A 14,826-nucleotide genomic window follows, 5' to 3' on the forward strand; every position below is an offset into this window, starting at 1 on the left:
GGACCGTGACGGAACCACTAGTGTCCAGGATGCGTGCTTTTGGCACGACCATCTTCGCGGAGATGAGCGCGCTCGCCGTACAGACCGGCTCGATCAACCTCGGCCAGGGGTTCCCCGACACCGACGGACCGGCCGCCATGCTCGACCGGGCGGTCCAGGCCGTCGGCTCCGGCGCCAACCAGTACCCTCCGGGGCCCGGCGTGCCCGAGCTGCGCCGCGCGGTCGCCGAGCACCGGGCCGACCACTACCGGCTCGACTACGACCCCGCCCGCGAGGTCCTGGTCACGGTGGGCGCGACCGAGGCGATCGCGGCGAGCGTGCTGGCGCTGTGCGAGCCCGGCGACGAGGTGATCGCCTTCGAGCCCTACTACGACTCCTACGCCGCCTCCATCGCCCTCGCCCAGGCCCGCCTGGTGCCCGTCACCCTGCGGCCGGTCGAGGGCCGCTTCACCTTCGACCCCGACGAGCTGCGCGCCGCCGTCACGCCGCGCACCCGCGCCGTCCTGGTCAACTCGCCGCACAACCCGACCGGCACCGTCTTCACCCGGGAGGAGCTGGAGGTCGTCGCCGAGCTCTGCCGCGAGCGCGACCTGATCGCGATCACCGACGAGGTGTACGAGCACCTGACCTTCGACGGCGTCGCGCACGTCCCGATGGCGACGTTGCCCGGCATGCGCGAGCGGACGGTGATGATCTCCTCGGCCGGCAAGACGTTCTCGGTCACCGGGTGGAAGACCGGCTGGGTGTGCGCGCCCGCGCCGCTGGTCACGGCGGTGCAGACGGTCAAGCAGTTCCTCACGTTCACGGCGAGCGCGCCGTGGCAGCTCGCGGTGGCCTACGGGCTGCGGCACGAGCTGGAGTGGGTGTCCGCGCTGCGTTCCGGGCTCCAGGACAAGCGCGACCGGCTGATGGAGGGGCTGGCGGCGGCCGGGTTCGAGGTGCTGCGGCCGGCCGGCACCTACTTCGTGCAGACCGACATCAGGCCGCTCGGCTTCACCGACGGCCTGGAGCTGACCCGGCGGCTGCCGGAGCTGGCCGGGGTGGTCGCCATCCCGACCCAGGTCTTCTACGACCGCCCCGAGCGCGGCAGGCACTACGTGCGTTTCGCCTTCTGCAAGAAGGACGAGGTCATCGACGAGGCGGCGGCGAGGCTCAAGCGCCTGTCGGCCTGAGCTCTCAGGCCGAGCTCTCAGGCCGAGCTCTCAGGCCGCGCTCCCGTCGAGCGGCGTCAGCGTGGCGCTGGCCGCCTCGTGGTCCATGCCGGTGGCCTCCAGCAGGTCCACCACGACGGATCGGAGCTGCGCGATGATCACGTGCGCCGAGAACCCCAGGTGCTCCGGCCGCTCGCGGCCCGCCACGGCGAGCAGCGCCTGCCTGGCCAGCGTCGGCTCCCGGCCCGCGCCGAGTTCGAGCTGGAGCAGCAGGGCCGCCTCCGACACCTCGCGCAGGGCCTCGGCCAGCGCCGCTGGGGGAGGGCTCGCCTCGCCGAGCGAGGCCAGCGTCCGCCGGCACAGCACCCGGACGTTGCGCATCGCCAGGTCCACCGGGAGCACGGCGGCCTCGTAGCGGGCCAGGCGGGCGCGCCGGTGCCAGTGCAGCGGCGAGATCGTGGTGATCTCCTTGCTGGTCTCCAGCGCCTTCTCCAGCTCCTCCACCAGCGCCTGGGTGCCGCGCGCCGCCTCCAGCGCCTCGGCCGCGAGGTCCACGTCCCGCCTCTCGATGGCCTCGGCGGCCCGCTCCAGCGCGGTGGACAGCGCGTCCAGCACGTCGGACAGGTGCTTGCCCGCGATGGTGAACGGGCTCGCGGGCATCAGCGCGACCGCCGCGATGCCGATGACGCCGCCGGTCAGCGCGTCGGCCATGCGGTCCAGGCCGCCCGCCCCCTCGACGGGGACGAGCGTGGCCACCAGCACCGCCGACGAGCCGGCCTGCGCCACGAACAGCGCCCCGCCGTCCAGCAGCACCGCGATGGCCATGGCGAGGGCCACCACGAGCGCGATCTGCCAGGGCCCCGAGCCGATCCAGGCCACCAGCAGGTCGCCCACCCCGACGCCGAGGCTGACCCCGACGATCAGCTCCGCCACCCGGCGCAGCCGCTGCCCGAGTCCCACGCCCACGCAGATGAGCACGGAGATCGGGGCGAAGAAGGGCCGCGGGTGGCCGAGCAGCCGGACGGCGACGATCCAGGCCAGCGCCGCGCCGACCGCGCACTGCGCGATGGACGGCCACGCCAGGGCGAACGTGCCCAGCCGCTCCCTGACATGCTCGCTGAGCCTCGTACGCACCTTTTCACCTTGGCGGATCTTTATGACATTCGGATCACTTCAGCCCGTTCTAGCCGATTTGCACGACCCGCGTCCAATGAGCGACATCTCACACCGGCAGGAAGCCGTCCACGGCGCGCAGGAACCCCGCCCGGTCGCTGGTGTGGATGAGGTGTCCCGCCTCGATCGTCACCAGCTCGGCCCCCGGGACGCGCGCCGCGAGACCCGCGGCGTCGAACGGGCTGGCCGCCCCTCCCGACAGCACCAGCGTGGGCGCCGTGATCCTGGCCAGCCCGTCGAGCCAGGCCGGGTCGGGGTCGAGCATCTGCCGTTCGGTGTCGTGCATCATCCGCCAGTCGAAGCCGGTGGAGTCCGTGGAGTCGTCCTCGACGAGGGGTGAGCGGCCCTGGAGCGGCAGTGGCGGCGGGACGTCCTCCAGCACGAGCCTGGCGACCCGCTCGGGATGGTTCGCGGCGAGCAGGTACGCCACCATGCCCCCCAGCGAGTGCCCGATCACCGTGGCCCGCGCCGCCCCCGCGTGGTCGAGCAGGCCGGCCAGGTCCTCGGCCATGGCGGGCAGCGGGTAGTCGCCCGGCCGGTCGCTCCTCCCGTGACCCCGCAGGTCGGGCGCGAGCACGTGGTAGCGGGCGGCGAAGTGCTGGGTGATGCCGTTCCAGTCGTTGTGGTCGGCCGTCCGGCCGTGGACCAGCAGCAGCGGCGGAGCCTCCGCGTGGCCTTCCTCCCGGTACACGAGCTTGATCCCGTTCACGTGTGCTTCGCGAATCACGCGGATCAGCGTACGGCGCGCCTTGACATGGCGGACGGCCTTCATGGGCAGACATTGCCCATGAAGGCCGGTGGCGGGCTCGGCTAGCGTCGCCAGGGGTGCACAGAAAGGGTGGTCGCATGCCGGAACCCATCGAGGTCCGCAAGGTGCCGATCGAGAGCGTGACCGACGCCTCCGGGCTGTCACGTCTCATCGCCGAGGGTGTGATCGAGGCCGAACGGGTGCTCGCCGTCGTCGGCAAGACCGAGGGTAACGGCGGCGTCAACGACTACACCCGCATCCTGGCCGACCGCGCCTTCCGCGAGGTGCTGGCCAGGCACGGGCATCCGGCGCCGGAGAACGTCCCCCTGGTGTGGTCGGGCGGCACCGACGGCATCCTGAGCCCGCACGCCACCGTCTTCGCCACCACCCCGGCCGAGCGCGCCCCCGTCACCGACGAGCCGCGCCTGTCGGTAGGCGTCGCGATGAGCGAGGTCATCCTGCCCGAGGACATCGGCCGCCCCGCCATGGTGGAGAAGGTCGCCGCCGGGGTCCGCGAGGCCATGAAGATCGCCGGCATCGACGACCCGCGCGACGTCCACTACGTACAGACCAAGACGCCCCTGCTCACCCTGGCCACCATCACCGACGCGCGCAGCCGCGGCAAGGACACCGCCATCGAGGAGACCGGCCCCTCCATGGACCTGTCCAACTCGACCACGGCACTCGGCATCGCGGTGGCGCTCGGCGAGATCGACATGCCGCGCGCCGAGCAGATCCACAAGGACCTGTCGCTCTACTCGTCGGTGGCCTCGTGCTCGTCGGGGGTCGAGCTGGACCGGGCGCAGATCGTGCTGGTCGGCAACGTACGCGGCATCGGCGGGCGCTACCGCATCGGCCACAGCGTCATGAAGGACGCCCTCGACGCCGACGGCATCTGGGCCGCCATCCGCGACTCCGGCCTGCCGCTGCCCGAGCGCCCGCACCCGTCGGACCTCGGCGGGCGGCTGGTCAACGTCTTCATGAAGTGCGAGGCCGACCCGTCCGGTCGGGTACGCGGCCGGCGCAACATCATGCTCGACGACTCCGACGTGCACTGGCACCGGCAGATCAAGGCGGCCGTGGGCGGGGTGGCGGCGTCGGTGACCGGCGACCCCGCGGTGTTCGTGTCGGTGGCGGCCGTACACCAGGGCCCGTCGGGCGGCGGCCCGGTCGCCGCCATCGCCGACCTGGGCGAGTAGGTAAGGGCAGAGTGGCTTCCGCCGCTCTGCCTCACGCTCTTCTACCTATGTAGAGTACGAGCTATGAAGAGCAACGCACCCCGGATGACCCTGCCGACCCAGGCCGTCCTGCGCGCCCTGCTCGCCGACCCCGCCCGCGAGCGGTACGGGCTGGAGCTCTGCGACCTCGCCGGGCTGCCCGGCGGCACCGTCTACCCGATCCTGGCCAGGCTGGAGCGGCTCGGCTGGGTGGAGAGCCGCTGGGAGGAACCCAGCGCCCACGAGGAGGCGGGCCGCCCCCGCCGCCGCTACTACCGCATCACCCCCGACGGGGCCGATCGCGGACGGGACGCCGTCGCCCGCGCCTACCGCTCCCGCCGCCAGCCCGTCCCGGCCTGGCTGCTCCACCCGGGAGGCACCTCATGAATCGCGGCGACCCCCTCGGGCCCCTGCTCCGAGCCACCGGCGAATGGCTGGACGGCGAACGGCTGCGGCTGGTGCGCCGCGCCTACGAGGTGGCCGCCCACTGGCACGACGGGCAGCGGCGCCACAGCGGCGACCCCTACGTCACGCACCCGCTCGCCGTCGCCGTGATCCTCGCCGAGCAGGGCGTACGCGACCACGAGATCCTGTGCGCGGCCCTGCTGCACGACGTGCTCGACGACACGGCGTGCCCCGAGGCGGAGCTGGCCGAGTTCGGCGAGGACGTCATGGCGCTGCTGCGCGGGCTCTCCGCGCTCGACGACCCCCGCGGCCTGCCGCCGGACCGGCGCGACCTCGCCGACGAGCGCGTCCTGGCGCTCAAACTCGCCGACCGCCTGCACAACCTGCGCACCGCCCGCTTCCTCCCGAAGGCCAAACGGGCCCGCAAGGCGCGGGAGACCCTGGAGCTGTACGTGCCCGCCGCCGGGAGGGCGGGCCTGGAGCGGGTGGGGGAGGAGCTGCGGCGGCTGGCCACCGCCAACCTGCCGGGGAACGGGCCGTACCGGCTCGTCAGGGCGGGCGCGGTCCTGCTCCCGCCACACGCCCGAGCCCGCTACCTGGAGGAATGGCTGGCCGAACTGCACACCATTCCCGGCCGCCGTGAGCGGAACCGGTTCGCCGCCGGCCTGCTGCTCGGAATGCCGAGCCTGGCCGCGGCCCTCGGCCGCTGGGACGTCGCGAGATGGGCGCGGGCACTGCGGGCGCGCCGAGGGCCGCGGGCGCCGCGGGGGCCCCGCGGGCCGCGGGCGTTGCGAGAGCTGCGGGGGCTGCGCGCGCTGCGGGGCAGGATCGGGGCCGGGCGCAGGCGCAGGTAGTCTCGGGTGCTGTGCCGAGCATCCCGCAACCCCTCGACCCCACCGACGACGGCGGCGCCCCGCCCGCCGTGGCTGCCGCCCTCGCCGCCCACCGCGACGGCACGGGCGACGTCGCCGCCGTGCTCAACGCCCTCGCCGGGGCGCGGCTGCTGGTGCCCGTGGTGGCGCTGCTGACCCGGTCCGAGGTGGGCGAGCACGGGCTGCGGCAGGAGAAGGAGAGCGAGATGGCCCTGCCCAAGCTCGTCGGGCAGGACGGCCGGCACGCCGTCCCCGCCTTCACCGGCACCGACGCGCTGACCAGATGGCGGCCGGACGCCCGCCCGATCCAGAGCACCACACTCCAGGTGTGCCGGGCCGCCGCCCAGGAGGGCGCGGCGGCGGTCGTGATCGACGTGGCGGGGCCGGTGCCGTTCGTGATCGAGGGCGCGGTGCTGGAGGCCCTGGCGGCCGTCGAGTCCGGCACCGCCGCCCAGCTCGACCGCGCCACCGTCGCCCGCGTCGAACCCACCCCGAAACGCCGCTGGTTCTCCCGCCGCTGACCCACCCCCGCCTCATCCGGCACGCCGCCTAGGGGCGACGCTCCCCTGATCCATCCAACTGGACCGGTGTCGGTGAACGGGGCGCCGGACGGCGTGTCGCGCACTAGGGTCGGCTCGTGGTCGCACTCATGGCGCTGGCCGGCCTGGTCTGCGGGCATCGCATCAGGGCGCTGGCCGACACCTACGCCCCCGCGCCCCCCACCCCCGGAACAGGGATCGAGCTGCTGACCGCCGCCGTGGCGGCACTGACCGCGTGGCGCATGGGCCTGCCGTACGTGCCGTTCGCCGTGATCGGGGTCGCCCTGGCCGTGATCGACTGGCGCACCACGATCCTGCCCGACGCGCTCACGCTCCCCGCGTACCCGATCACCGCCCTGGCGCTCTGGCCGACGGGGGAGCTGCCGCGGGCGCTGGCCGGAGCGGCGGCGCTGACGGCGCTCTACGGGCTGCTCTGGTTCGCCCGCCCCGAGGCCATGGGGCTCGGCGACGTCAAGCTGGCCGGGCTCATCGGGCTCAACGCCGCCGCGGCCGGCTGGCCCGCGTGGGTCGCCGCGGCCTTCGCCGGGCAGGCGCTCGGCGCGCTCTACGCACTCGCGCTGCTCGCCACGCGGAGCGGCACGCGGCACACACAGTTCCCGTTCGGCCCGTTCATGCTGATGGGCGCGTTCATCGTGCTGTGTCTCGACGGGTGAACGTGGGTCAGCCCACTCGGCGGCACGTGGAAGACTTGTACGCATGTTGCGCTGGTTGACCGCCGGAGAGTCCCACGGGCCCGAACTCGTCGCCGTCATGGAGGGCCTGCCGGCCGGGGTCGAGGTGACCACGGCCGCCATCGACGAGGCGCTGCGCCGCCGCAGGCTCGGCTACGGCCGCGGCGCGCGGATGAAGTTCGAGGAGGACAAGGTCACGATCGTGGGCGGCGTCCGCCACGGCCGCACCATGGGCAGCCCGGTCGCCATCCGCGTCGGCAACACCGAGTGGCCCAAGTGGGAGAAGGTCATGGCGGCCGACCCGGTCGACCCGGCCGAGCTGGAGGGCCTGGCGCGCAACGCGCCCCGCTCGCGCCCGCGCCCCGGCCACGCCGACCTGTCCGGCATGCAGAAATACGGCTTCGACGACGCCCGCCCCGTGCTCGACCGCGCCAGCGCCCGCGAGACGGCGGCCAGGGTCGCGCTCGGCGAGGTCGCCCGCCGCTTCCTCAAGCAGGCGCTCGGCGTCGACATCGTCAGCCACGTGACCTCGATCGGCGGCGCCGAGAGCCCGTCGGACACCCTGCCAGGACCCGGCGACCTGGCCCGCATCGACGCCGACCCGGTCCGCTGCCACGACCCCGAGGGCAGCGCCGCCATGGTCGAGGTCATCGACAGGGCACACAAGGACGGCGACACGCTCGGCGGCGTCGTCGAGGTCCTCGCCTACAACCTGCCGCCCGGCCTCGGCAGCTACACCCACTGGGACCGCAGGCTCGACTCCCGGCTGGCCGGCGCGCTCATGGGCATCCAGGCGATCAAGGGCGTGGCGGTCGGCGACGGCTTCGAGACCGCGAGGCGGCCCGGCTCCCGCGCCCACGACGAGATCGCCTACACCACCGACGACGGCGTACGCCGCCTCACCAACCGCGCGGGCGGCGTCGAGGGCGGCATGACCAACGGCGAGATCCTGCGCGTCAGCGCCGCCATGAAGCCGATCTCCACGGTTCCGCGGGCCCTCGCCACCATCGACGTCAAGACCGGCGAGGCGGCCAAGGCCCACCACGAGCGCTCCGACGTCTGCGCCGTCCCGGCGGCCGGCGTCGTGGCCGAGGCCATGGTCGCGCTGGTCCTGGCCGACGCGGCCCTGGAGAAGTTCGGCGGCGACTCCGTCGAGGAGGTCGCACGCAACCTGTCCGGCTACCTCTCTTCGATGGTGATCAAATGACGGCCAAGGCAGTGCTGATCGGGCCTCCCGGCTCCGGCAAGACCACACTCGGGCGCCTGCTCGCCGAGCGGCTCGGCGTCGGCTTCCGCGACACCGACGCCGACGTCGAGGCGGTCGCGGGCAAGCCCGTCTCCGACATCTTCGTCGAGGACGGCGAGGCCCGCTTCCGCGAGCTGGAGCACGAGGCCGTACGCCGGGCCCTGGCCGAGCACGACGGCGTCCTGTCCCTGGGCGGCGGCGCCGTGCTGCACCCCGAGACCCAGGCCCTGCTCGCCGGCCACCACGTGGTCTACCTCCAGGTGGGGCTGGCCGACGCGGTCCAGCGGGTCGGCCTCGCCTCGGCCCGGCCGCTGCTGGTGCTCAGCCCGCGCAGCCAGCTCAAGAAGCTCATGGAGGAGCGGCGGCCGGTCTACGAGCGGCTCGCGGCGGTCACCGTGACGACCGACCAGCGCGAGCCGGCGGAGCTCGCCGAGGAGATCCTGAAGGGGCTGCCGGCATGAGCGCCGCGACCAGGATCACCGTGCACGGCGACAGCCCCTACGACGTGGTCGTCGGCACCGGCGTGCTGGCCGAGCTGCCCACCCTGTTCAGGCCCGGCGTCAGCACCGTCGCCGTCATCCACCCGGAGACCCTGCCGGAGATCTCCCGCCCCGTGTGCGAGGCCATCGCGGCCGCCGGGCACGAGGTCGTCGCCCTGCCGGTGCCCGACGGCGAGCAGGCCAAGACCGTCGAGGTGGCCGCCCGGCTCTGGTCGGAGCTCGGCCGGCACGGCGTGACCCGTTCCGACGCCGTCGTCGGCGTGGGCGGCGGCGCCACCACCGACCTCGCCGGGTTCGTGGCCGGCACGTGGCTGCGCGGCGTACAGGTCGTGCTCGTGCCCACGACGCTGCTGGCCATGGTCGACGCCGCGGTCGGCGGCAAGAACGGCATCGACACCCCCGAGGGGAAGAACCTCGTCGGCACGTTCCTGCCGCCCGCGGGCGTGCTGTGCGAGCTGTCGACGCTCGACGGCATGCCGCGCGACGACTACCGCGCCGGCCTCGCCGAGGTCATCAAGGGCGGCTTCATCGCCGACCCCGAGATCCTGCGCCTCATCGAGGCCGACCCCGAGGGCGCGACCCGGCCCGGCGGCCCGCACACCCGCGAGCTCATCGAGCGCAAGATCCGCGTCAAGGCCGACGTCGTGGGCGCCGACCTGCGCGAGGCGGGCCTGCGCGAGATCCTCAACTACGGCCACACGCTGGCCCACGCCATCGAACGCGACGAGCACTACCGGATCCGCCACGGCGAGGCCGTCGCCATCGGCATGGTCTACGCCGCCGAGCTGTCCAGGCTCGCCGGGCGGGCCGACCTCGTGGCGCGCACCCGGGCCGTGCTCACCTCGGTCGGGCTGCCCGTCTCCTACCGGGCCGACGCCTGGCCGCGGCTGCGCGACCACATGCGGCTCGACAAGAAGAACCGCGGCGCCAAGCAGCGGTTCGTGGTCCTCGACGGACTGGCCGAGCCCGGCCGGCTCGAAGGCCCCCCGGAAGAGCTGCTCGAAGCGGCCTACAAGGAGATCTCGGCATGATCCTCGTGCTCAACGGGCCCAACCTGGGCCGGCTCGGCACCCGCGAGCCCGACGTCTACGGCGCCGACACCTTCGAGGACGTCGCCGCGCTCTGCCGCGACACCGGCAAGAAGCTGGGCGAGCACGTCGAGGTCCGGCAGACCGACGACGAGGCCGAGCTGATCGGCTGGCTGCACGAGGCCGCCGACGGCCGCATCCCGGTCGTGCTCAACCCGGCCGCGTTCACCCACTACTCCTACGCGGTGCGCGACGCCATCGCCCAGCGTACGGCGCCGCTCGTCGAGGTCCACCTCACCAATCCCGCGGCCAGGGAAGAGTTCCGGCACAACTCCGTCGTCGCCGGGGTGGCGACGGGCACCATCGCCGGCTTCGGACTACAGTCGTACGTCCTTGCGCTGCACGCTATCGCGGAGATGAACACCACCTCATGAGGCACTACAAGTCCTTCGTCGCGCTCGGCGACAGCTTCACCGAAGGACTGAACGACCCGGGCCCCCACGGCCACTACCGTGGCTGGGCCGACCGGGTCGCCGAGCGGCTGGCCGCCGACGACCCCTCCTTCCGCTACGCCAACCTCGCGGTACGCGGCAAGCTGCTCGACCAGATCATCGCCGAGCAGGTGCCCGTGGCCGTCGAGATGGCGCCCGACCTGGTCAGCTTCTGCGCCGGCGGCAACGACCTGCTCAGGCCGGGCAGCGACCCCGACGTGATGGCGAAGAAGCTCGCCCGCGCGGTGCGGGAGCTGCGGGCGGGCGGGGCCGACGTGCTGCTGTTCACCGGCGTCGATCCGCGCGACACGCCGCTCATGCGCCGGCTGCGGGGCCGCTTCGCCGTCTTCTACCTGCACCTGCGCTCGATCGCCGACCTCTACGGGTGCCGGCTGGTCGACCAGTGGTCCATGCAGGGGCTGCGCGACTGGCGGGCCTGGAGCCCGGACCGGCTGCACATGAACGAGGACGGGCACCGGCTGGTGGCCGCCCGGGTCCTGGACGTGCTGGGCGTGCCGTTCGACGACTGGCGCAAGGACTGGCCGGAGCGGTCCGTCGACCCGCGGGCGCGGCGGCGCGAGGACGCCCAGTGGATCCGCGAGTACCTGGTGCCCTGGGTGGGGCGCCGACTGCGGGGCGTCTCCTCGGGCGACGGCCTGTCCCCCAAACGCCCCGAACTCACCCCCTGGGGCTGACCCCCGCCCTCCGCCTAACGCCCTGAGCGGCGGCGGGCCGGCGGCTCACGCCTTGAGCGGCCGCCGGCCTGCGGCTCACATCTTGAGCGGCCGCCGGCCTGCGGCTCACATCTTGAGCGGCCGCCGGGCCTGCGGCTCACACCTTGAGCGGCCGCCGGCCTGCGGCTCACACCCTGGGCGGCACCGCCGGCCTGCGGCTCACGCCCTGAGCGGCCCCGGCGTCCGGCTCGCGTCCTGGGTGCTCCGACGTCTGGCGCACGTGCTGGATGGCCGTCGGTCTGCAGCTCGCGTGCCCGGTGGCCATTGGCATCCGGCCTCAAGTCCTGGAGGCCGCCAACCCTTCAGGACGTGGGCCATCGGCTGAACGCTCGCCTCGGCTCAAGCTCCGGGCCAAGCACCTACGGGCCGTCCGCCGTGCTTCGGTGGGACGGCCCTCCGCAAGCCTCAGGCGTCGGCTGGTTCCGTTGACTCGGCGGCCAGGCGCTTCAGGGCGGCGCGGGGGATCGCCGGGTCGGTGGTGCGCCAGAACGGGGGCAGCGAGTTCAGCAGGAAGCCGCTGTAGCGGGCCGTCACCAGGCGCGGGTCGAGGACCGCGATGACGCCCTTGTCGTGCTGTGAGCGCAGCAGCCGCCCCGCCCCCTGGGCCAGCAGCAGCGCGGCGTGGTTGGCGGCCACCGCCATGAAGCCGTTGCCGCCCCGCGCGGCCACGTGCCGCTGGCGGGCGGAGGTCAGCGGGTCGTCGGGGCGCGGGAACGGCACCCGGTCGATGATGACCAGCCGCAGCGACGGCCCTGGCACGTCGACGCCCTGCCACAGCGACAGCGTGCCGAACAGGCAGGTGGGCTCGTCCTCGGCGAACTGCTTGACCAGCAGCATCGTCGAGTCGTCGCCCTGGCACAGCAGCGGCACGTCGAGCCGGTCGCGCAGCGCCTCGGTCGCGGCCTTGGCGGCCCGCATCGAGGAGAACAGGCCCAGCGTGCGCCCTCCTGCCGCCTCGATCAGCTCGGTGATCTCGTCGAGGTATTGCTGCGGCAGGCCGTCGCGGCCGGGCTGGGGGAGGTGCTTGGCGACGTAGAGGATGCCTGACCTGGGGTGGTCGAAGGGGGAGCCGACGTCGATGCCCTGCCACTCGCCGGGCCCGCTGAGCCCCCACTGCGCGGCCAGCGCGTCGAACGTGCCGCCCAGTGCGAGCGTGGCGGAGGTAAGGACCACCGTACGCTCGCCGAACAGCTTGTCGCGCAGCATGCCGCTGACGGTGAGCGGCGCGACGCGCAGTGCGGGCGGCCGGCGGTCGGTGCCCCCGTCGAGCCAGACGACCTCGGCGCGGTCGGCCTCGGAGGCGTGGCCGTAGGCGTCCAGCATGCGCACCGCCGTGTCGTGCACCTCGTCGAGGGCGGTGAACGCGGCCTTGCGCTGGCCCGCCTTGTCGGGGTCGTCCTTGTCGGCGTTGCGCGGCCCGAGCGCCGTGACGCAGCGCCAGGCGGTGTCGCGGATGAGCTGGAGGGTCAGCCCCAGCACCTGGGGCAGCTCGTCGACGCGCCCCGGAGGGGCGGCGGCGAGCAGCGCCTTGAGGTCCTCGCCGGCCTCCTGGAGCTGGTCGGCGACCGACTGCTCGATGAGGCGGCCGACCCGTCGTACGGCCAGCGACACGGTCAGCTCCGACAGCTCGCCGGTGACGACGGACGTGACCCGGTCGACCAGCTCGTGCGCCTCGTCGACGACCACGACCTTGTGCTCGGGCAGCACCGGCAGCTCGCCCATGGCGTCGATGGCGAGCAGCGCGTGGTTGGTGACCACGACGTCGACCTCGCCGGCCCGCTGCCGGGCCAGCTCGGCGAAGCACTCGGCCCCGCTGGGGCACCGGTTGGCGCCCAGGCACTCCTGCGCGCTGACCGAGAACTGCCGCCAGGCCTGCTCGCTCACGCCCGGCACCAGCTCGTCGCGGTCGCCGGTCTCGGTCTCCTCGGCCCACTCCTGGATGCGCTGCACCATGCGGCCGGTGGCGCTCACCTCGCGCGGGTCGAAGAGCTGGTCCTGCTCGTCGTCCTCGGGCCAGCCGGCGGTCGCCTTGTAGCGGCACAGGTAGTTGCGCCGGCCCTTGAGTATGGCGAACGTCGGCTCGTGCGGCAGCTCCTTGCCCAGCGCCTCGGCCAGGCGGGGCAGGTCGCGGTCGACGAGCTGGCGCTGCAGCGCGATCGTGGCCGTGGAGACGACCACGGGCTTGTCGCTGTCCATGGCGTGGCGGATCGACGGGACGAGGTAGGCCAGCGACTTGCCGGTGCCCGTGCCGGCCTGCACGGCCAGATGCTCGTCGGCGTCGATGGCCTGCTGCACGGCGCGGACCATGGTGACCTGGCCCTGTCGCTCGCTCCCTCCGACGGCGTTGACGGCGATGCTGAGCAGTTCGTCGACTGACGGGAGATGGGAGTCCGGCACGGCAGTAAACGCTACCCGCATTTGCCGGGTCGCCGCGCCGAACGCGGTGTGATCGGCCAGACGCATCCCGGCGTTCCCGAACGCGTGCGGCGGCGGGCGTGGCACACTGGGCGATCGGGACCCCAACAAGTCGGACACGCGCTCATGGTGGTTGACGAGGGGGGCCTGGGGTGTGTATGGGAGAGCCGGTTCAGTAGGGTTTTCCGGGGTTGAGTGGACGCATAAAGGCTGGTTAATACAGTATGTCTGCCATGTCGGAAGTTGTCCCGTTGCCGTCGTTCGGCGAAGTCTTCTTCGATGCACGAGGTCAGGAGCGCTGTCTCCGGGTCACGTGGCACGAGGGCACCTTGGTGCTCAGCCTGTGGCGTGGGGAGATGTGCACAGCGAGCTTCCGCATGCCGATGGAGGACGTCGGCCGGCTGCTCGACACCCTCGACGAGGGCTTCGCCGAGGCCACGGGCGAGCAGCCCGCCGTGCCCGAGCACGACCCGGGCACCGAGGTCATGCCGGGCACCGGCCAGTACCAACGCCCGGCGCAGCCCCTCCACCAGCCGCAGCCGCCGCTCGACGAACGGCCGGTCGCGCTGTCCCCGAACGACGTCCTCGTGGCCCGGGGCCCCGCGCCCCAGGACAAACTCGTGGCCGGGTTCGGCGAGACGACCGGGTCGAGGGAGCAGACCCCCGCCTACGGCGAGCGGGCGCCCTTCACCGGCCCTCAGTACGTCGAGAGCACCGGCCCCCAGCCCCGCTACACCGGCGACCCCTACAGCGGCCCGCAGTACACCGGCGACCCGGCGAGCGGCCCCCACTACTCCGGCGACCCCGCCAGCGGCCCCCAGTACACCGGCGACCCGTTCAGCGGCCCGCAGTACACCGCCGACCGGCCGGCCTACCAGCCGCCGCAGCAGCAGCCCGACCGCTTCACCGGCCCCCAGTACGCCGAGCCCCAGTACGCCGAGCCCCAGTACGCCGAGAACGAGCCCCTCTACCAGATGCCCGGCGCCGACCAGCGCCGCCCGGCGCCGCTCAGCACCGACCCCCTCGGCTTCCCGTCCCAGGCCGCCGGCACGTACGCAGGGAGCGGCCAGCAGGCCCAGCCCTACCAGCCGGACCCGTACGGGCCGGACTCCTACGGGCCGGACTCCTACGGGCCGGACTCCTACGGGCCGGACTCCTACGGGCCGGACTCCTACGGGCCGGACTCCTACGGGCCGGACTCCTACGGGCCGGACTCCTACGGCCGCCGGGACTCCTACGCCCAGCAGCCGGCTCAGCAGCAGAGCCAGGGCGCCTCCGGCGGGGCCGGGCTCGGCACGCCCATGCACGGCATCCCCGGCGCAGGCCGCCGCCGCACCGCCCCCCAGCAGGCCGCCCCCCAGCAGCCTTCCGCCGGCTACGGCGCCGACTACCGGGACGACTACGGCTCCTACCAGCAGCCCCAGCCCAACCCGGTGGACCCGCTGCTCGCGCTCGGCCGCCAGGAGCAGTACCAGCAGCAGCCCGACCCCGGCATGACCCGCCCGTACGTCGGGGACCCCATGTTCTCCACGGGCGAGCGCCTGCGCCCCGACCAGCCCGACTACCACGAGCGGAGCGACCGCAGGGACTGGTGAGCGGACTTCGGAGTCCGCGC

At 73.6% G+C, this 14,826-nt stretch carries 15 protein-coding genes; 12 read left to right on the forward strand and 3 right to left on the reverse strand.

Translation table 11 applies throughout. The features are described 5' to 3' along the window. Positions 1–5: 5 nt before the first annotated feature. Positions 6–1,172, forward strand: a complete 1,167-nt coding sequence (locus AC27IY_RS37840; RefSeq protein ID WP_423450754.1) for a pyridoxal phosphate-dependent aminotransferase — start codon at positions 6–8, stop codon at positions 1,170–1,172. Positions 1,173–1,202: 30 nt separating this feature from the next. Here AC27IY_RS37840 and AC27IY_RS37845 read toward each other — a convergent pair whose 3' ends face one another. Continuing rightward, entirely contained in the window at positions 1,203–2,285 is a 1,083-nt protein-coding gene (locus tag AC27IY_RS37845; RefSeq protein WP_487180953.1) for an FUSC family protein, read from the reverse strand. A gap of 88 nt (positions 2,286–2,373) precedes the next feature. Next, entirely contained in the window at positions 2,374–3,051 is a 678-nt protein-coding gene (locus AC27IY_RS37850; protein ID WP_364444545.1) for an alpha/beta fold hydrolase, read from the reverse strand. A 119-nt stretch (positions 3,052–3,170) separates the two neighbouring features. Here AC27IY_RS37850 and bar point away from each other — a divergent pair, with 119 nt between their 5' ends. From bar to AC27IY_RS37900, 10 genes are all read left to right on the forward strand, one after another. Further along, a complete protein-coding gene (gene bar, locus AC27IY_RS37855) occupies positions 3,171–4,271 on the forward strand; it encodes a barbiturase (protein ID WP_329574096.1) in 1,101 nt (366 codons plus the stop codon). A gap of 63 nt (positions 4,272–4,334) precedes the next feature. Continuing rightward, the gene (locus AC27IY_RS37860; RefSeq protein ID WP_487180954.1) at positions 4,335–4,676 is read left to right on the forward strand and encodes a PadR family transcriptional regulator; all 342 of its coding nucleotides are present in this window, start codon (positions 4,335–4,337) and stop codon (positions 4,674–4,676) included. Next, positions 4,673–5,548, forward strand: a complete 876-nt coding sequence (locus tag AC27IY_RS37865; RefSeq protein WP_487180955.1) for an HD domain-containing protein — start codon at positions 4,673–4,675, stop codon at positions 5,546–5,548. Before AC27IY_RS37860 ends, AC27IY_RS37865 begins: the two co-directional genes overlap by 4 nt. 11 nt (positions 5,549–5,559) lie before the next feature. Next, a complete protein-coding gene (locus tag AC27IY_RS37870) occupies positions 5,560–6,087 on the forward strand; it encodes an SseB family protein (protein WP_449945982.1) in 528 nt (175 codons plus the stop codon). A gap of 116 nt (positions 6,088–6,203) precedes the next feature. Beyond that, entirely contained in the window at positions 6,204–6,779 is a 576-nt protein-coding gene (locus AC27IY_RS37875; protein ID WP_423476637.1) for a prepilin peptidase, read from the forward strand. A gap of 43 nt (positions 6,780–6,822) precedes the next feature. Further along, positions 6,823–8,004 carry a chorismate synthase gene (aroC, locus tag AC27IY_RS37880; RefSeq protein ID WP_344212074.1) on the forward strand — a complete coding sequence of 394 codons (1,182 nt, stop codon included), beginning with the start codon at positions 6,823–6,825 and terminating at the stop codon, positions 8,002–8,004. After that, a complete protein-coding gene (locus AC27IY_RS37885; protein WP_344212072.1) occupies positions 8,001–8,504 on the forward strand; it encodes a shikimate kinase in 504 nt (167 codons plus the stop codon). The genes aroC and AC27IY_RS37885 overlap by 4 nt, the downstream gene beginning before the upstream one ends. Further along, a complete protein-coding gene (aroB, locus tag AC27IY_RS37890) occupies positions 8,501–9,574 on the forward strand; it encodes a 3-dehydroquinate synthase (RefSeq protein ID WP_423450749.1) in 1,074 nt (357 codons plus the stop codon). Before AC27IY_RS37885 ends, aroB begins: the two co-directional genes overlap by 4 nt. Next, positions 9,571–10,005: a type II 3-dehydroquinate dehydratase gene (gene aroQ / locus AC27IY_RS37895; protein ID WP_344212069.1), complete on the forward strand. Its 435-nt coding sequence runs from the start codon at positions 9,571–9,573 to the stop codon at positions 10,003–10,005. Before aroB ends, aroQ begins: the two co-directional genes overlap by 4 nt. Next, complete coding sequence (locus AC27IY_RS37900) at positions 10,002–10,757, forward strand: SGNH/GDSL hydrolase family protein (RefSeq protein ID WP_344212067.1); 756 nt, start codon at positions 10,002–10,004, stop codon at positions 10,755–10,757. The genes aroQ and AC27IY_RS37900 overlap by 4 nt, the downstream gene beginning before the upstream one ends. Before the next feature lie 444 nt (positions 10,758–11,201). Here the strand turns inward: AC27IY_RS37900 and AC27IY_RS37905 are convergent, their stop codons facing one another. Then, positions 11,202–13,214: an ATP-dependent DNA helicase gene (locus AC27IY_RS37905; protein WP_371249622.1), complete on the reverse strand. Its 2,013-nt coding sequence runs from the start codon at positions 13,212–13,214 to the stop codon at positions 11,202–11,204. A 374-nt stretch (positions 13,215–13,588) separates the two neighbouring features. On the opposite strand from AC27IY_RS37905, the gene AC27IY_RS37910 reads away from it, so the two are divergent. Continuing rightward, on the forward strand, positions 13,589–14,806 hold the full coding sequence (locus AC27IY_RS37910; protein ID WP_487180956.1) for a hypothetical protein: 1,218 nt from the start codon (positions 13,589–13,591) through the stop codon (positions 14,804–14,806). Positions 14,807–14,826 lie beyond the last annotated feature (20 nt).

The sequence above is a fragment of the Nonomuraea sp. B208 genome, assembly GCF_057536035.1.